Below are 17843 nucleotides of genomic sequence, written 5' to 3' on the forward strand. Positions count from 1 at the left end.
CGCTGGTCGCCACCGGCATGATCGAGAAGGGCGAGATGGAAGAGATCCGCCGCAATGGCGGCGTCGGCGAATTGCTTGGCCATTTCTTCGACGAGGCCGGCAAGGCGGTGGCGGCGACCGTCTCCAACCGGGCGCTGGTGCTGGCGCGCGAGGATATCGCCAGCCGCCGGATCGTCGCCGTCGCCGGCGGCAGGATCAAGGTTCGTGCCATCAAGTCGGTGCTGGAGGGGCGCTATCTCAAGGGCCTGATAACGGACGAGCGGACGGCGCGATCGCTCGTGGAAGAGACGCCGGTCGGGTAGCCGGCAACAGTTCAGTTGAAACTACCCTGTGGAGGAGAAGACGAAATGCATGAGAAAGAGAAAGACCTCATAGACGCCTTCCTGCGCGGACAAGTCGACCGTCGCGGACTGATCAAGGGCCTGGGTGCGATGGGCCTCGCCGCCGGCACCGCCGGCACGCTGCTCAACCTGGGCCAGACCCGCGCGCTTGCCGCGGACTTTGACTGGCAGGCGCACAAGGGCAAGACCATCAAGCTCCTGCTCAACAAGCATCCCTATGCCGACGCCATGATCGCAGACCTCGAGAACTTCAAGAAGCTGACCGGCATGAACGTCGTCTATGACGTCTTCCCCGAAGACGTCTATTTCGACAAGGTGACGGCGGCACTGTCGGCGAGCTCGCCCGAATACGACGCCTTCATGACCGGCGCCTACATGACCTGGACCTACGGCCCAGCCGGCTGGATCACCGACCTCAACGAATGGATCAAGGATCCGGCCAAGACCAACCCGAACTATGCCTGGGACGACTTCCTGCCCGGCGTCAAGAATTCCTGCGCCTGGAATGGCAAGCCGGGCGGCGCGTTGGGTTCGGATGATGCCAAGCAGTGGTGCATTCCGTGGGGGTTCGAGCAGAACAACATCACATACAACAAGGCCATGTTCGACAAGGCGGGCGTCAAGATCCCCGGCAACATGGACGAGATGGTGGCCGCGGCCGCCAAGCTCACCAAGGATGTCGGTGGTGGCGTCTATGGTATCGGCGTACGCGGTTCGCGCTCCTGGGCGACCATCCATCCCGGCTTCCTGTCGGCCTACGCCAATTTCGATCAGAAGGACCTGAACGTCTCGGCCGATGGCAAATTGTCGGCCGCGATGAACACCGCCCAGTCCAAGGCTTTCCACAAGCAATGGGTTCAGATGATCCAGGAGAGCGGCCCCAAGGACTGGTCGACCTATACCTGGTATCAGGTCGGCACCGATCTCGGCGCCGGCGCCTCGGCCATGATCTTCGACGCCGACATCCTCGGTTACTTCATGAATGGCGGCGACAACAAGATGGCCGGCAAGCTCGCTTTTGCTAGCTTCAAGGCCAACCCGGCAGCCAAGGCGGCGACACCGAACATCTGGATCTGGTCGCTGGCGATGTCCAACTTCTCGAAGGACAAGGACGCCACCTGGTACTTCATGCAATGGGCCTCCGGGCCGGAGCATGGGCTGTTCGGCGCTACCAAGATGGACTTCGTCAATCCGGTCCGCCAATCGGTGTGGAAGGACGAGATGTTCCGTGAGAAGCTGAACAAGAGCTATCCCGGCTATGTCGAGATGTTCGACGCCTCGGCGCCGGGCGCCTCGATCAAGTTCACCGCGCAGCCGCTGTTCTTCGACCTCACCACCGAATGGGCGGCGACGCTGCAGAAGATGGTGGCCAAGGAAGTGCCGGTCGACGAGGGCCTCGACAAGCTCGCCGAAAGCATCAACGGCCAGCTCAAGGAAGCCGGTCTCGGTTAAGTCGCAATGAGGGCCGGCCTGCTTGGCGGGTCGGCCCTCGTCAAACCTTTTCATGTTTGCGATGCGGTGCCGAAAGGTGACCGCCATTTCGCCCGACCGGCCGCCTTGCTCCCTTGGGCGGCCGGCAGGGCGAAGCGACAGCAACAACGGAGCAGCTCGATGACCGCGGTGGTATCGCAAAGGCTCAAGCCATCCGGCTTCAGGATCAGCAAGCGGGTGCTGCCCTATGTGCTCAGCCTGCCGGCTCTGCTGGTCTGCATCGGCATCCTCATCCCGTTCCTGACCTCGGTGGTCTATTCGTTCCAACGCTACCGGCTGAGCCAGCCTTGGGCGCGGCAGTTCAACTGGGGCGACAACTACATCTCCTTCTTCACCGATCCGAAGTTCTGGAACACGTTGAAGATCTCGCTGCTCTATGCCGGCACCACGGTCGTGCTGGAACTGCTTTTGGGTCTTGCTATCGCGCTGCTGCTGCAGAAGCGCTCGACGCTCAACAACTTCATCTCGATCATGCTGTTGATGCCGCTGATGACGGCGCCCGCACTGGCGGCGCTGATGTGGAAGCTGATGACCAATCCCGGCTTCGGCGTGCTGAGCTATCTCGCCAGCCTCATCGGGCTGCAGGATTTCCGCTGGGCCTCGTCGCCGTCGACGGCGCTGTTCACCGTGGTGCTGGTCGATATCTGGGTCTACACGCCCTTCATCATGATCCTGCTGCTTGCCGGCCTGCGCAGCCTGCCGACGCAGCCCTTCGAGGCGGCGGCCCTCGACGGCGTGCCGAGGAGCTTCGTCTTCTTCCGCATCACGCTGCCGATGCTGACGCCCTACATCCTGACGGCGACTTTGTTCCGCCTGCTCCATTCCATCCAGCAGTTCGACATCATCTACGCGATGACCCAGGGCGGGCCGGGCGACACGCTGACCGTCTTCCAGGTCGAGGCCTATCTCAACTTCTTCCAGTCGACCAATGTCGGCCGCTCGGCGGCGCTGATGATCATCCTGTGGGCGATCACGTATTTCCTCTCCAACATCTTCATCAAGAACTGGCTCCGGCTGCGCGAACGCGCCCGTGGCCAGGCATAGGAGGCGGCCATGGAACACACCTCCTTGCTCGAACGCATCCTGCGCGGCGCGGCGCTGACGCTGGTCGTGATCTTCTTCATGTTTCCGATCGTCTGGATCTTCATGATGTCGTTCCAGACCAACGAGACCATCCTGCGCATCCCGCCGCAGCTCATCTTCGAGCCGACGCTCGCCAATTACACGGCGCTGATCACCGGCAAGCTGATGACCGCAGCGGGCACGCTCGACATCGCCTTCATGCGCAACCTCTGGAATTCGGTGTTCCTGTCGGTGACCTCGGTTGCGGTGTCGCTGCTGCTCGGCGTGCCGGCCGCCTACGCCTTCGCGCGCCACAAGTTCCGTGGCTCGGAGGACATCGCCTTCACGTTGCTGTCGTTCAAGTTCGCGCCGGCGCTGCTGGTGCTGTTGCCGCTGACGCTCTATTTCCAGAAACTCGGCCTCGCCAACACCTATATCGGGCTGATCTGGGTCTACCAGCTGATCTGCCTGCCGCTGATCCTGTGGATCGTGCGCGGCTATTTCGAGGACATTCCAGCCGACATCGAATACGCCTATCGCATCGGCGGCCATTCCTGGTTCGCCACCTTCCGCAAGATCGCGCTGCCGCTCGCCGGTCCGGGCATCGCGGCGGCCGGCCTGCTCGCCTTCATTTTCGCCTGGAACAATTTCGTCTTCGCGCTGGTGCTGGCTTCGGCCGACAAGCAGCCGGTGACTGTTGGTGCGCTCGCCTTCATCACCTCGTCAGGCATCCAGTACGGCCAGATCTCGGCGGCCATCGTGCTCTCGATCACGCCGACGCTGGCGCTCGCCCTCTACGCACAGCGCTATCTGGTCGAAGGCCTGTCGCTCGGCGCGGTGAAAGGATAGACATGGCCAGCCTCGAACTCAGAAATATCGTCAAGCGCTACAAGAGTCAGACCGTCCTCGACAATCTGTCGCTGACCGTCGCCGACGGCGAGACGCTGGTGCTGTTCGGGCCTTCCGGCGCCGGCAAGACGGTGCTGCTGCGCCTCGTCGCCGGCGTCATCGACCCCGAGGAAGGCAAAATATTCATCGGCGGCGAGGACATGACCGATGTCGACGCGGAATTCCGTGGCGTCGGCATGGCGTTCCAGAATTTCGCGCTGTTTCCGCATATGAGCGCGTTCGACAACATCGCCACGCCGCTGGAGGCCAAGCGTTCCTCGCAAGGCGCGATCAAGGCCGGCGTCGAGAGCGTCGCCAAGCTGTTGAAAATCGGCCATGTGCTCTCCCACAAGCCGCGCGCGCTCTCCAACGGCCAGAAGCAACGCACGGCCCTTGCCCGTGCCCTTGTCGGTTCGCCGCCGCTTTTGCTGCTCGATGATCCCTTGCGCAATGTCGATGCCAAGCTACGTTTCGAGATGCGGCTCGAACTGCCGCGGCTGCTCGCCGATCGCGGGGCCACCGTCGTCTACGTCACCCAGGACTACAAGGAAGCCATGGCGCTCGGCGACCGCATCGCGGTCATGTCGCAAGGCGTCATCCGGCAGCTCGGCACGCCCGAGCAGATCTATCGCGAGCCGGCCAACATCGAGATCGCGCGGCTGTTCGGCGACCCGACCATCAACCTGCTCGACGTCAAGCCCGCGCGGGATGCCAGGGGGGTCTATGTCGGCCTGTCCAATGTCCAGGTCCATCTCACCGATGCTCCCGAGACCGCCATCGGCCGCGACTGCATCATCGGGCTGCGGCCCGAGGCACTGCATTTCGTTGGCGACAACGAGCCCGGCGCCATTCCGGTGACAGTCGAGGCCGAGACGCCGCTCAACGAGAAGATCGTCACCTTGGTGCGCACCGTGCGCGGCCGTGAAATCCTGGTCTCGCGTCCGGCCGGAACGCCGGGCCGCAGCGAGGGCAAGGCCCATATCGCCGTCGACGGCAAGAGCGCCTTGCTGTTCGATCACGCCAGTGGCGAGCGCATCGGCGCCAAGAACATCGTCAATCTGCGCAGCGGAGAAGCGGCATGAGCGCCAGCGCACTCACCATTTCAGGCGTCGACAAATTCTATGGTCCGATCGACAGGGGCGTTCACGCCGTCAAGAGCCTGACTATGGAGATCGGCAAGGGCGAGATCGTGGCACTGCTCGGCTCGTCCGGCTGCGGCAAGACCTCGACCTTGCGCATGATCGCCGGCTTCGAGGAGGTCTCGCGCGGCGCGATCGCGGTCGCCGGTCGCCAGGTCCACACCTTGCCGCCGGTCAAACGCAATGTGGCGATGGCCTTCGAGGGCTACTCTCTCTATCCGCCGCTGACGGTGCGCGAGAACATGGCCTTTGCCCTCAAGGCCGCAAGGTTGCCCAGGAGCGAGGTCGACGCCAAGGTCGCCAGCATCGCCAAGCTGCTGGAGATCGAGGACATATTGGAGCGCTATCCCAGCTCTATTTCCGGCGGCCAGCAGCAGCGTGCCAGTCTTGGGCGGGCGTTGATCCGGGAAGCCGACCTGCATCTGCTCGACGAGCCGATGGGGCAACTCGAGCCGCAGCTTCGCGCCGTGCTGCGCGGCCGTATCAAGCACTTCATCAAGGAGCGCGGCCTGACCGCGATCCTGGTCACCCACGACCAGACCGAGGCCAATGCGCTCGCCGACCGCATCGCGGTGATGGAGGGCGGCGTGCTGCAGCAGTTCGACACGCCGGACCGGATCAAGGAGCGTCCGGCGAACCTGTTCACCGGCACCTTCGTCGGCGAGCCGCCGATGAACGTCTTCGAGGCCTTTGTCGGGACCGGCGCCGGCCGCATCAACCTGCGGCTGCCCGACGGGCTGTCGCTCGACTATGACAAGGACGCCTTCAGCGCTCCGGTGCGCGACCAGTTGCTCAGCCGCGAACGGGTGGTCATCGGCATCAGGCCCTACGCGGTTCGGCGCTCGAAGGAAGGTGTCCCGGCCACGGTCTCGGCCAACCAGTGGCTCGGCGACCAGACCCACATCGCAGCCGATTTCGCCGGCGGCTCGCTGGTCCTGGTCGAGCATGACCGCACCCGGCTCGACCTCGGCGCGCCCATCAATGTCAGCATCGATCCGAAAAACCTGCACGTCTTCGACCAGGCGAGCGGCAAGGCCATCTCGCACGGCATGGAGCTCGCGTGATGCGCGACATATTCATCGGCATCGACGCCGGCACCTCCGTCATCAAGTCCATCGCCTTCGACACGAAGGGCCGCCAGATCGCGGCGGCGGCGACGCCGAACCATTATGAGACGCTGCCGGGCGGCGGCGCCGAACAGGATCTGGCGCGCACCTGGGCCGATGCCGCCACGACCCTGCGCCAGCTCGCCGACAAGGTGCCCGATCTCGCCAGCCGGACCGTCGCCATTGCGGTCACCGGGCAGGGCGACGGCACTTGGCTGATCGACGGCAAGGGCGAGCCGGTGGCGAAGGGCTGGCTCTGGCTCGACGCGCGCGCCGCCGGCGTCGTCGAGGAAATCCGCGCGCGGCCCGATGACCGGCTCCGTTTCGAAAAGACCGGCAGCGGGCTCGCCGCCTGCCAGCAGGGCTCGCAGTTCGTCTTCATGAAGCGCACCATGCCTGAAATGCTCGGCAAGGCGGCCACCGCCTTTCACTGCAAGGACTGGCTCTATTTCAAGCTGACCGGCGAGCGCGCCACCGATCCGTCCGAAGGGACTTTCACCTTCGGCGACTTCCGCACCCGCGATTATAGCGACGATGTGCTCGACGTCCTCGGCGTCGCCGATCTCAGGCACCTGCTGCCGCCGATCGTCGACGGCACCAGGCACAGCACCGGACTGTCGCCGGCCGCCGCGGCCGTCACCGGCATGCTCGCCGGGACACCTGTCGTGCTCGGTTATGTCGACGTCGTCTGCACCGCGCTCGGCGCCGGCCTTCTCGACCGCGAGCGCAAGCCTGGCTGCTCGATCATCGGTTCCACCGGCATGCATATGCGGCTGGCCGAGACGCCCGACGATGTGCAGCTCAACGAGGCGGCGACCGGCTACACCATGGCGATGCCGGCGCCCGGCGTGTTCGCACAGATGCAGTCCAACATGGCGGCGACGCTCAACATCGACTGGGTGCTCGGGCTTGCCTCGGGCATTCTCGCCTCGCAAGGCATAACCCGCAGCAATGGCGAGATGATCGCGCTGGTCGACGCCTGGATCGCGGCCTCGCGGCCGGCTTCGCTGCTCTACCAGCCTTACGTGTCGGAAGCCGGCGAGCGGGGACCGTTCGTCGATGCCAATGCCAGGGCCGGTTTCGTCGGCATTTCCTCGCGGCACGGCTACGCCGATCTGGTGCGCGCCGTTTTCGAAGGCTTGGCCTTCGCGGCGCGCGACTGCTACGCCGCCATGGGGCCGCTGCCACGCGAAATCCGCCTGACCGGCGGCGCCGCCAGAAGCCCGGCGCTCCGCAAGATACTGGGCGCGGCCATCGGCGCCGACACGCGCACCAGCGCGCGTGAGGAGGCCGGTGCGGCCGGTGCGGCAATGATCGCCGCGGTCTGCGTCGGCCAATACGCCTCCATGGACGAATGCGTCGGCGAATGGGTGACGCCGTTGCTCGGCGAGGCCGAGCCGAGCGACCCGGCCCTCGCAGCGATCTACGACAGGATGACTCCGTCCTACATGCTGGCGCACCAGGCCCTGCGGCCGGTCTGGCGTGCCATGGCCACATCGCAGGAAAATTGAGAAGTCGAGTATGCGTAAAAAGATAGCGATCATTGGCGACAACTTCATGCTGCCGGAGGTGTTTCGCGCCAAAATCGAGAAGGTCGCCAGCGGCGACCTCGATATCAGGACATTGCAGACGGCTTGGCCCGACGAGCCCATGGAGTTCGGCAATCCGGCACTCGGCCTCGACAAGGTCAAGGAGTACTTCGGCCATCCCGACGAGGTCGTCGATTTCATCGGCGATGCCGAAGTCCTCGTCACCCAGCTCGCGCCCTTGTCGGAAAGCATGATGCGGCGCCTGCCTGATCTCAAGTTGGTGGCGGTGTCGCGCGGCGGGCCGATCAACATCGACATGGAAGCGGCCAGGGCGCAGGACATCACCGTGGTCAACGTGCCTGGCCGCAATGCCACCGCCGTGGCTGAGTTCACCATCGGCGCCATCCTGGCCGAAACGCGGCTGATCCGTGTCGGCCACGAAGCCCTGCGCAAGGGGGAATGGCGCGGCGATCTCTACCGTGCCGACCGCACCGGTCGCGAACTCGGCGAAATGACGGTCGGCGTCGTCGGCTACGGCAATATCGGCACGAAAGTGGTGCGCCTGCTGCGCGCCTTCGGCTGCCATGTTCTGGTCAGCGATCCCTATGTGCAGTTGAGCGCCGAGGACCGCAACGCCGGCGTCGAACTGGTTGCGCTCGACGATCTCCTGTCGCGCTCCGACGTGGTGACGCTGCATTCGCGGGTGACGCAGGAGACACGCGGCCTGATCGGCAAGGACACAATCGGGCGGATGAAGCCTGGCGTGATCTTCGTCAACACCGCGCGCGGTCCGCTGGTCGACTATGACGCGCTCTACGAGGCGCTTGTTTCGGGGCAGATCGCCAGCGCCATGCTGGAAACCTTCGCGGTCGAGCCGGTGCCATCGGACTGGCCATTGCTGCAGCTGCCCAACGTGACGCTGACGCCGCATATCGCCGGCGCTTCGGTGCGCACGGTGACCTATGCCGCCGAGCAGGCCGCCGAGGAGGTGCGCCGCTACCTGGCCGGCCTGCCTCCGGTCAATCCGTGCTGAGAGCGACGGCGATGGAGCGCAAACCCGGCATGGACACGAGATGAGCGGCGGCCCTGACATCGTCGACCTTTTCGTCATCGGCGGCGGCGTCAACGGCGCCGGCATCGCGCGCGATGCCGCCGGCCGCGGGCTTTCGGTCATCCTGTGCGAAAAGGACGATCTCGCCCAAGGCACCAGTTCGAGATCAGGCAAGCTCGTCCATGGTGGCCTGCGCTATCTCGAATATTACGAATTCCGCCTGGTGCGCGAGGCGCTGATCGAGCGCGAGGTCCTGCTGGAATCGGCGCCGCACATCATCTGGCCGATGCGCTTCGTGCTGCCGCACAGCCCGGACGACCGGCCGGCATGGCTGGTGCGGCTCGGCCTGTTCCTCTACGACCATCTCGGCGGCCGCAAGCGGCTGCCCGCCACCCGCACGCTTGACCTGCGCACCGCGCCCGAGGGCGCGCCGATCAGGGACAGTTTCAAGCGCGGCTTCGAATATTCCGACTGCTGGGTCGACGATGCCCGCCTCGTCGTCATCAACGCGCTCGACGCGGCCGAACGGGGAGCGAAGGTTTTCACCCGCACCGCCTGCACCGCCGCCCGCCGCGAGGGCGGCCTCTGGGTCGTCGAAATGCGCGACGTCAGGACCGGTATCAAGACCAGTGTGCGGGCGCGCGCGCTGATCAATGCCGCCGGTCCCTGGGTCAACGACATCGTCAACCGCGTTGCCGGCCAGAACTCGAGGCGCAATGTCCGCCTGGTCAAGGGCAGCCATATCGTCGTGCCCAAGTTCTGGGAGGGCCGGCAGGCCTATCTCGTCCAGAACAGCGACAAGCGCGTCATCTTCATCAATCCCTACCAGAACGATCTCGCGCTGATCGGAACCACCGACATTCCCTACGAAGGCCGGCCCGAGGACGTGACCGCGGATGAGAGCGAGATCGATTACCTCATCAGAGTGGTCAACCGCTATTTCAAGCGCGGCCTTGCGCGCAACGACGTGGTCTATTCCTTCTCCGGCGTCAGGCCGCTCTATGACGACAACGCCGACAATCCGAGTGCGGTGACCCGCGACTATATTTTCGAGCTCGACGCGCCGGAGGCGCAGGCGCCGCTGCTCTCCGTCTTCGGCGGCAAGATCACCACCTTCCGCAAACTGGCCGAGCATGCGCTGGACAGGATCGCACCGTTCTTTCCGAAGATGGGCAAGCCCTGGACAGCGAAGGCGCATTTGCCCGGCGGCGACATCGCCAATGCCGACTTCGAGCAGTTTCTCGGCGACCTCGCAAATGAGTATCCATGGATGCCGGCATCGCTGCTCAAGCATTACGGCCGGCTCTACGGCACCAGAACGCCGTCCGTAGTTGGCGGCGCCCGTTCGCTCGCCGCCCTGGGCCGGTGCTTCGGCAAGGATTTCTTTGAGCGCGAGGCGAACTACCTCTTCGAACAGGAATGGGCGCAAGACGCGGCCGATATTCTCGAACGGCGCACCAAGCACGGCCTGCATCTGTCCGCCGAGGAGAAGTCGGCCTTCGAGCATTGGTGCGCGAGCCGGCAGGCGAGGGCAGGCTGATGGCGCTCATGGCCCCTGTTCGGCGACGGCGTTGAAGGGATAGCGACCTTGGCCTTCACGCTCTCCCTCAACACCAATCCGCTGGTCAACCGCTTCGCGGAGCCGGACGATCTGATCGAGACTATTGCCTACGGCATCGGTATCAGGGACATTCAGCTCACGCATGAATTCGTCAATCCAGGCTGGCCGGCGGCGACGATCGTCAAATTCGTCCGCCTGTTCCGCAACGCCTTGAACCGCACCGGCGTGCGCGTCACCTCAGGCATGACGGGCCCCTATGGCCGACTCAACCATTTCGGCCATCCCGATGCTGACGTGCGCCGCTACTATGTCGAGTGGTTCAAGACCTTCGCCGATGTCTCGGCCGAGCTTGGCGCCGGCGGCATGGGCACGCAGTTCGCCATCTTCACGCATCGCGACTTCGACGATCCCGACCGTCGCGCGCGCCTGTTCGACATCGCGCTGGACTGCTGGCGCGAGGTCGCCGAACACGCCCGGGCGGCAGGCCTGACCTACCTGTTCTGGGAGCCGATGTCGGTCGGCCGCGAGTTCGGCCACACCATCGAAAACTGCCGGATGCTGCAGGATGCGATCGATGCGGCCGGCATGGCCATTCCGCTTGAGATGATGGTCGACATCGACCATGGCGACGTGACCTCCTCCAACCCAGCCGACATCGATCCCTATGCCTGGGCCGAAGCCTTCCCCCTGAAGTCGCCGATCATCCACATCAAGCAATCCTCGATGAACAAGGGCGGCCACTGGCCGTTCACCGCAGCCCACAACAAGGACGGCCGCATCACGCCTGAAAAGCTGCTGGAAACGGTGCGGCGCGGCGGCGGCACCGACAACGAAATCTGCCTCGAACTGTCGTTCCGCGAGCGCGAGCCGGTCGACCATCAGGTGGTCGCCATGATCCGCGAGTCGGTCGACTATTGGGCGCCCTTCATCGAGACCGGCAGGGCTGACCTGCTGCCGAACGCTGGATAGAAATGGACAGGAGCCGGTAGAGCTCCTGCCCGTAAAATGCAGATGGATCGAACTTAGCCAAATTTCGGGTCGAGGCTGCCCGACTTGTAGCGCTTGGCCATTTCCGAGACCGGCAGCGGCTTGATCTTAGGCGCATTGCCGGCGGTGCCGAACTGTTCGAAGCGCTCCTTGCAGAGCTTCCTCATCGCCGCCATCGCCGGTGTCAGGTATTTGCGCGGGTCGAACTCGCTGGGGTTCTCGGTCAGCACCTTGCGGATCGCGCCGGTCAGCGCCATGCGGTTATCGGTGTCGATGTTGATCTTGCGCACGCCATGCTTGATGCCGCGCTGGATCTCTTCCACCGGCACGCCCCAGGTCGGCTTCATCTGGCCGCCATATTTGTTGATGATCTCCTGCAGGTCCTCCGGCACGGAGGACGATCCGTGCATGACCAGATGCATGTTCGGCAGGCGGCGGTGGATCTCCTCGATGACGTTCATCGCCAGCACCGCGCCGTCGGGCTTGCGCGAGAATTTATAGGCGCCGTGGCTGGTGCCCATGGCCACCGCCAGCGCATCGACATGGGTGTCGCGCACGAACTGTTCGGCCTGCACCGGATCGGTCAAGAGCTGGTCGTGGCTGATCGCGCCTTCGACGCCGTGGCCGTCTTCCTGCTCGCCGCCGCCGCTCTCCAGCGAACCCAGAACGCCGATCTCGCCTTCCACGGAGACGCCGCCCCAATGCGCCATGTCGACGACGCGCTTGGTGATGCCGGAATTATAGGCATAGTCGGCCGGCGACTTGCCGTCTTCCTTGAGCGAACCGTCCATCATCACCGAGGTGAAGCCGTATTGGATGGCTGTGACGCAGGTGGCTTCGTTGTTGCCATGGTCGAGATGCATGCAGACCGGGATGTCCGGGTGGATTTCCACCAGCGCGTCGATCAGCTTGGCCAGCACCACGTCATTGGCATAGGCGCGCGCGCCGCGGCTTGCCTGCAGGATGACCGGCGACTTGGTCTCCTCCGCGGCCTCCATGATGGCGAGGCCTTGTTCCATGTTGTTCATGTTGAAGGCCGGCACGCCATAGCCGTATTCGGCGGCGTGATCGAGCAATTGTCTCAGTGTGATGCGAGCCAACGATTAGTCTCCCGTATCTGGTTTCAAACCTGTGGTTGCGGGCTGTCCGCGCATCGTTCAGCCCACCGATGCTTCTGGCCGGAATTCCGCGCAACCGCAACCGTGACAGACCGTCCCGGCCGCAATTCTTGTTACAGCGGCGCGATAAAAGCCGGCGAAATATCCCATGGAAATATCTCATTATAACAAAAATTGTGATACATGCGCGACGATGTCTGTTATATCTGGGCTCGATCAAGCAGCCGGAGTTCTGCGTTGGCGAGTCGGCGACAATGAAGAGCGACAACAGACGGCAAGGCATCATGGATTTCCTGGTGGACGCCGGCGCGGCGAGCGTCGACGACCTCGCTTCGCGTTTTGGCGTCTCCAGGATGACCGTGCATCGCGACCTGGACGAGCTCGAGGAGAGCGGCTTCCTGCGCAAGGTGCGCGGCGGCGCCTCGATCCAGCCGAGCAGCCTGTTTGAAAGCGATTTTCGCTACCGGCAGAAGCAGGCGATCGGGGAAAAGCAGCGCCTTGCGGCGGCCGCCGTGGCCGTGATCGAACCCGGCCAGACGGTCATCATCGACGACGGCTCGACGGCGGGCGGCATCGCGCGGCATCTCGCCGATCTCAGGCCGCTGACGGTGATCACCAACAACTTCGCCGTCATCCAGGATCTGGCCGGTGCCGGAGGCATCAACCTGATCGCGCTCGGCGGCCAGTACTCGAAGAAATTCCATGGCTTCTTCGGCCTGCTCGCAGAGGCGTCGCTGCGGTCGCTGCGCGCCGACGTCGCCTTCCTGTCCTCATCCGCCATCCATGGCGCCTCCGCCTTCCATCAAGATCAGGAAGTGGTGCAGGCCAAGCGGCTGATGATGGCCGCGGCGACCCGCAAATACCTGCTGGTCGATCACGGCAAGTTTGGCCGCAGCGCACTGCATTTCCTGACCGATCTCAGCGCATTCGACGCCGTCTTCACCGGGCGCGAGCCAGAGCCCGGGATGCGCGCGACGCTGGATGCGGCGGGGGGTTCGCTGACGGTCGTCGCCGACAAGGATTGAGGGGCAAGGAGAGTACGCGTGGTTTACTGGGTCGGTACAAGCTGGAAGATGAACAAGACGCTGGCCGAGGCGCTTGACTTTGCCGGGGCACTGGCCGGCTTCGTGCCGGGTTTCGACGATCGCATCCAGCCTTTCGTCATCCCGCCCTTCACGGCGGTGCGCGAGGTCAAGCGGGCGCTGTCGGCAACGCGCATCAAGGTCGGCGCGCAGAACATGCATTGGGTCGATGCCGGCGCCTGGACCGGCGAGATCTCGCCGGTAATGCTGAACGATTGCGGCCTCGACCTGGTCGAACTCGGCCACAGCGAGCGGCGCGAACATTTCGGCGAGACCGACCGCACGGTCGGGCTGAAGACGGCGGCGGCGGTCAGGCATGGACTGATACCGCTGATCTGTGTCGGCGAAACGCTGGCCGAGCGCGAAAGCGGCAAGGCCGATGCGGTGCTGACCGCTCAGGTCGAGGGTGCATTGCAATTCCTCGACGACGAGGCGAGGGGAGCAGAAATCCTGTTCGCCTACGAGCCGGTCTGGGCGATCGGCGACAAGGGCATCCCGGCCAGTTCCGGCTATGCCGACAGGCAGCAAGCGCTGATCAAGCAGGTCGCCGCCGGCCTGCTGCCGTCCGTTCCGCCGGTGCTCTATGGCGGCAGCGTCAATCCCGGCAATGCCGCCGAGCTGATCGGCCAGCCCAACATTGACGGCCTGTTCATCGGCCGTTCCGCCTGGCAGGCCGAGGGCTATATCGACATCCTGCGCCGCGCCTCGGCCGCGATCTGAACCAATCGAAAAACGCATTCAGTCAGAAAGGACATCACCATGAAAATAGCCATCGGAGCCGACAGCGCCGGCAAGCCGCTGCTCGACGTCATCGCCGCGCATCTGGCGACCAAGCCCGGCCTCACCGTCAGCGATCTCAGCCAGGCCGGCTTCTATGCCGACCTGTCGCAGAAACTCGCCCAGACGATCGTCGAAGGCGAGAACGACCGTGGCATCCTGTTCTGCGGCACCGGCATCGGCGTCTCGATCTCGGCCAACAAGGTGCCGGGCATCCGCGCCGCGCTTACCCACGACACCTACTCGGCCGAGCGCGCGGCGAAATCCAACAATGCCCAGATCATCACCATGGGCGCGCGCGTCATCGGGCCGGAACTGGCCAAGGCCATTGTCGATACGTGGCTGGCCTCGGAGTTCGACGAGAAGGGGCCGTCGGCCGGCAACGTCCAGGCGATCAACAAGCTCGACGCGGCGAAGGCCTAAGCCAGGCTCCGCGTCATCGCGCCGATGACGGTGACGGCTGAGGCCGCGCCAGGGTCCATGTGCCCGAGCGACCGTTCGCCGAGCCGCGACGAGCGGCCCTTGGCGGCGATCATGTCCTTGGTCGATTCAGCACCGCGCTCGGCAGCGGCAAGGGCTGCCTGCAGACTGTCGGCAAGGCTCTTTCCCCCTGCATTGCTGGCGCCAGCCGCTTCCGCCGCCGGTTGCCAGGCATCGACCATGGTCTTTTCGCCGATCTCGGCCTTGCCGCGATCCTTGATGCCTTGCGCCATGGCCTGCAGCAGGGCGATGAATTCGGCATCCGCCAGCGTCGCCTTGCCCTTGACTGCGACGGCTGCACGCATGAAGGCCGTGGCATAGAGCGGGCCGCAGGACGCGCCGACGGCATTGAGGAACGATTTCGCCGCCGTGTTGAGGAGCGCGGTCGGCTCGGTCGCCGCAAGGTCGAGCGATGCCAGCGCATCGCGCACGGCGTTGAACCCGAGCGCCATGGCAATACCGTGGTCGGCGTCGCCGATGACGCCGTCGAGCTGGCAAAGCCGGTCCCTGTCGGCCTCGATCGCCACCGCGATCGCGTCGAACATTCTTTTCAGGTCGGAGGCACCGATGGTCATGGGGCGCTCCTCAGCCGGCACGGAACATGGCGCAGTCGCAGGGGTGGTCGAGCATCGCCTGCAATTCTTCGTCGAGATGGAAAAGCGTCACCGAAGCACCGGCCATTTCCAGGGACGTGCAGTAATTGCCGACCCAGGTCGCATGGATGGAAACGCCGATTGCGTCCAATCTCTGCTTGACCCGTCGGTTCATGATGTAGAGTTCCATCAGCGGCGTCGAGCCCAGTGAATTGACCAGCACCGCGACCTTGTCGCCGCGCTTCGGCGCCATCTCGGCGAAAATCTTGTCGAGCATCTCGTCGGTAATTTCGTCGGCGGTCCCGAGCTTGCCGCGCGCGATGCCGGGTTCGCCATGGATGCCCATGCCGATCTCCATCTCGTCCGCGCCGATCTCGAAATTCGGCCGCCGCGTCTGCGGCAGCGAGCAGGGCGACAGCGCCACGCCCATGGTGAAGGTGTGGTCGTTGGCCTTGCGCGCGATGCGCTCGACCTCGTCCAGGGACAGCATCCGGTCGCAGGCGGCTCCGGCAGCCTTGAAGATAAAGAAATTGCCGGCGACACCACGGCGCTTGTGCCGCTGGTCGCGCGGCGCCGAGGCGACGTCGTCGGTGGTGAGCACCGTGCGCACATCGATGTCGTCCATCCCGGCCATCTCGGCCGCCATGTCGAAATTCATCACGTCACCGGCATAGTTGCCGTACATGAACAAGACGCCAGTGCCGCCGCTGACCGCCTTGGCGCATTCCAGGATCGGATCCGGTGGAGGCGAGGCAAAGACGTTGCCGATTGCCGCCGCGTCCGCCAGCCCCTTGCCGACAAAGCCGAGAAAGGTCGGCTCGTGGCCGGAACCGCCGCCGATCACCAGCCCGACCTTGCCGGGCCGTGGCCCGTCGCGGGCGATGATCGAGCGCGGGCTGCCGTCCACGCTTGCGAGATGGCGAGGATGCGCGGCCAGGATCCCTTCGAGCATTTCGTCGACGGCGCGGTTGCCGTCATTGATGATCTTCTTGGTCTGCACCGGCATCCTCCCGAACTCGGTATTTTCGCAAATACTACCGGGTGTTATCGCGATTTCCACCCGGCCGGGAAGATTTCATGCCGCGATCTTTTCCCGCGCCGCGAGAATCTGCACGCAGGCGTTGGCCGCTTCCTTGCCCTTGACCGAGAAGTGCTCGAAGAAGAAGCGGTGATGCTCGGCGCTATCGTGAAAATTGTGCGGCGTGAGCACCGCCGAAAGCACCGGCACCCCGGTCGAAAGTTGCACGTTCATCATGCCGTCTATGACGGCGCTGGCGACGAAGTCGTGCCGGTAGATGCCGCCATTGACGACGAACGCCGTGCCGAGGATCGCGGCGTAGCGGCCGGTGCCGGCGAGCGTCTTGGCATGCAGCGGGATTTCATAGGCGCCGGGCATGTCGAAGATGTCGACGGCAAAGCGCCCGCTGCCGATCTCGGCCAGTTCGGCCTCGAACGCCTTCACGCACTGGTCGACAATGTCGGCGTGCCAGCGCGCCCTGATGACGGCGATGCGGATTGTTTCATAGTCTTTGTGGGAATGCTGATTCATGGGTCCATCCTTCCGTTTCGAACCAGAATCAGGACGCACGATACGAAATCCGACCCGCCGGGGCGGTTCGTTTTCCGTTTCGTTCTCTTCCATCCGGACTTTAACCGTCGGCTCCGGAATCACACCGGATCTGCTGACCCTTCCAACTGCTGGAAGGCGCTCGCGGGCTTGGGTCCCGCGCATGACCCCGAAAACCGGGAACGGTTTTCGGAAAGGCCTCATGCGCAACTGAGAGTCCTTACCGCCGGTGGGGACTTTCACCCCGCCCTGAGAACATTAACGGCTTTGTATGGAAGGGCAGGGGTGCCGTTGTCAACGCGCCAAGCGCTGGTGGCCAATCACGTTCCGTCGACTGGAGCAATGCGATGAGGGGCTGGCTCTATCGGCTGCGCCACGCTGCGGCCGAGGCGGCAATCAGCATGAGCACCGCCGCGACCATCGCGCAGGCGGCAAAGCCGAAGTCGGAATAGAGCGGCCCGAAGCCGGTGGTGCCGACAAACACCGCGAGGTAGGTCACCGCGCTGTTCAGGCCCATGATCGTGCCCCGCCGTGACGGATCGAGCGCCGACAGGCGCATCACCAGCACGTTCAGCCCGAAATGATTGGCGAGCCCCCAGGCCGCGACCATGGCGAGCGTCAGGCCATAGCTGCCGCTGGTTGCGGCGATCGCCACGTAGACCATGGCGACGAGCAGATAGGAGAAAGGCATGACACGCCTTGCGCCAAGGCGATCGATGATGCCGTCGAAGAGCGCCGCCGTGCCGAAGCCCGCCCCGTATGCGAGGGCGGCCAGGCCGTTGGCGCTGACCGGCTGCCCAAGTCCGCTGTGAAGGTGATCGCCAAGATAGCCATAGACAGCGTAGAAGGCGGTCATGAAGGCGCCGCAGGCAATCAGAAGCGGCACAATGCCGGGAATGTTCAGCGCTGCGAGCGGGGCGGGCGCCGGTCCGGCCTTCCTGACATCCGGCAGCGACGATGCGGTGAGGCCGCCGAGCGCCAGCGCGGCCAGCACGGCGACAGCGGCGAAGACGGCACGCCAGTGAACGAGATCGGCAAGCACCGCCGACAGGGAAACGCCGGCCACCATGC

Annotated in this window: 18 protein-coding genes and 1 riboswitch; of the genes, 13 read left to right on the forward strand and 5 right to left on the reverse strand. The window is 64.5% G+C overall.

Annotated elements, in window-relative coordinates; translation table 11 throughout:
* The 10 genes from EOA36_RS07265 to EOA36_RS07310 form a co-directional block, all read left to right on the forward strand.
* Nucleotides 1–302, forward strand: a 302-nt coding sequence (locus tag EOA36_RS07265) for a sugar-binding domain-containing protein (protein WP_281040044.1), incomplete at its 5' end; no start/stop codon positions are given.
* A gap of 45 nt (nucleotides 303–347) precedes the next feature.
* Complete coding sequence (locus EOA36_RS07270) at nucleotides 348–1793, forward strand: extracellular solute-binding protein (RefSeq protein ID WP_127276374.1); 1446 nt, start codon at nucleotides 348–350, stop codon at nucleotides 1791–1793.
* A gap of 159 nt (nucleotides 1794–1952) precedes the next feature.
* Complete coding sequence (locus EOA36_RS07275; RefSeq protein WP_127276376.1) at nucleotides 1953–2876, forward strand: sugar ABC transporter permease; 924 nt, start codon at nucleotides 1953–1955, stop codon at nucleotides 2874–2876.
* A 9-nt stretch (nucleotides 2877–2885) separates the two neighbouring features.
* On the forward strand, nucleotides 2886–3743 hold the full coding sequence (locus EOA36_RS07280; RefSeq protein ID WP_127276378.1) for a carbohydrate ABC transporter permease: 858 nt from the start codon (nucleotides 2886–2888) through the stop codon (nucleotides 3741–3743).
* A gap of 2 nt (nucleotides 3744–3745) precedes the next feature.
* Nucleotides 3746–4864: an ABC transporter ATP-binding protein gene (locus tag EOA36_RS07285; protein WP_127276379.1), complete on the forward strand. Its 1119-nt coding sequence runs from the start codon at nucleotides 3746–3748 to the stop codon at nucleotides 4862–4864.
* Nucleotides 4861–5985 carry an ABC transporter ATP-binding protein gene (locus EOA36_RS07290; protein ID WP_127276381.1) on the forward strand — a complete coding sequence of 375 codons (1125 nt, stop codon included), beginning with the start codon at nucleotides 4861–4863 and terminating at the stop codon, nucleotides 5983–5985. The genes EOA36_RS07285 and EOA36_RS07290 overlap by 4 nt, the downstream gene beginning before the upstream one ends.
* On the forward strand, nucleotides 5985–7538 hold the full coding sequence (locus EOA36_RS07295; RefSeq protein WP_127276383.1) for an FGGY-family carbohydrate kinase: 1554 nt from the start codon (nucleotides 5985–5987) through the stop codon (nucleotides 7536–7538). Before EOA36_RS07290 ends, EOA36_RS07295 begins: the two co-directional genes overlap by 1 nt.
* 10 nt (nucleotides 7539–7548) lie before the next feature.
* The gene (locus tag EOA36_RS07300; RefSeq protein WP_127276385.1) at nucleotides 7549–8589 is read left to right on the forward strand and encodes a 2-hydroxyacid dehydrogenase; all 1041 of its coding nucleotides are present in this window, start codon (nucleotides 7549–7551) and stop codon (nucleotides 8587–8589) included.
* Between the two features lie 40 nt (nucleotides 8590–8629).
* Nucleotides 8630–10147: a glycerol-3-phosphate dehydrogenase gene (locus EOA36_RS07305; RefSeq protein WP_127276387.1), complete on the forward strand. Its 1518-nt coding sequence runs from the start codon at nucleotides 8630–8632 to the stop codon at nucleotides 10145–10147.
* A 48-nt stretch (nucleotides 10148–10195) separates the two neighbouring features.
* Complete coding sequence (locus EOA36_RS07310; RefSeq protein WP_127276389.1) at nucleotides 10196–11137, forward strand: TIM barrel protein; 942 nt, start codon at nucleotides 10196–10198, stop codon at nucleotides 11135–11137.
* Between the two features lie 53 nt (nucleotides 11138–11190).
* Here the strand turns inward: EOA36_RS07310 and fba are convergent, their stop codons facing one another.
* On the reverse strand, nucleotides 11191–12255 hold the full coding sequence (gene fba / locus EOA36_RS07315; RefSeq protein ID WP_095771163.1) for a class II fructose-bisphosphate aldolase: 1065 nt from the start codon (nucleotides 12253–12255) through the stop codon (nucleotides 11191–11193).
* 272 nt (nucleotides 12256–12527) lie between these two features.
* Between fba and EOA36_RS07320 the strand changes: the two genes are divergently transcribed.
* Genes EOA36_RS07320 through EOA36_RS07330 form a run of 3 tightly spaced genes read left to right on the forward strand, consistent with a single transcriptional unit; the run spans nucleotide 12528 to nucleotide 14555 of the window.
* Entirely contained in the window at nucleotides 12528–13298 is a 771-nt protein-coding gene (locus EOA36_RS07320) for a DeoR/GlpR family DNA-binding transcription regulator (RefSeq protein WP_127276391.1), read from the forward strand.
* Between the two features lie 18 nt (nucleotides 13299–13316).
* The gene (locus EOA36_RS07325; protein WP_127276393.1) at nucleotides 13317–14075 is read left to right on the forward strand and encodes a triose-phosphate isomerase; all 759 of its coding nucleotides are present in this window, start codon (nucleotides 13317–13319) and stop codon (nucleotides 14073–14075) included.
* Nucleotides 14076–14114: 39 nt separating this feature from the next.
* Nucleotides 14115–14555: an RpiB/LacA/LacB family sugar-phosphate isomerase gene (locus EOA36_RS07330; protein ID WP_127276395.1), complete on the forward strand. Its 441-nt coding sequence runs from the start codon at nucleotides 14115–14117 to the stop codon at nucleotides 14553–14555.
* Here the strand turns inward: EOA36_RS07330 and dhaL are convergent.
* From dhaL to EOA36_RS07350, 4 genes are all read right to left on the reverse strand, one after another.
* Nucleotides 14552–15187: a dihydroxyacetone kinase subunit DhaL gene (dhaL, locus tag EOA36_RS07335; protein ID WP_127276397.1), complete on the reverse strand. Its 636-nt coding sequence runs from the start codon at nucleotides 15185–15187 to the stop codon at nucleotides 14552–14554. The two genes, EOA36_RS07330 and dhaL, sit on opposite strands and share 4 nt — an antisense overlap.
* Before the next feature lie 10 nt (nucleotides 15188–15197).
* A complete protein-coding gene (locus EOA36_RS07340; RefSeq protein WP_127276399.1) occupies nucleotides 15198–16205 on the reverse strand; it encodes a dihydroxyacetone kinase subunit DhaK in 1008 nt (335 codons plus the stop codon).
* Nucleotides 16206–16280: 75 nt separating this feature from the next.
* Complete coding sequence (locus EOA36_RS07345) at nucleotides 16281–16754, reverse strand: 6,7-dimethyl-8-ribityllumazine synthase (protein WP_127276401.1); 474 nt, start codon at nucleotides 16752–16754, stop codon at nucleotides 16281–16283.
* A gap of 77 nt (nucleotides 16755–16831) precedes the next feature.
* Nucleotides 16832–17033, reverse strand: a riboswitch (FMN riboswitch).
* A gap of 100 nt (nucleotides 17034–17133) precedes the next feature.
* Nucleotides 17134–17843: MFS transporter (locus EOA36_RS07350; RefSeq protein ID WP_145969122.1), on the reverse strand; the 710-nt coding region annotated here is incomplete at its 5' end.

The organism is Mesorhizobium sp. M8A.F.Ca.ET.021.01.1.1 (assembly GCF_003998025.1).
Taxonomy (GTDB): Bacteria; Pseudomonadota; Alphaproteobacteria; order Rhizobiales; family Rhizobiaceae; genus Mesorhizobium.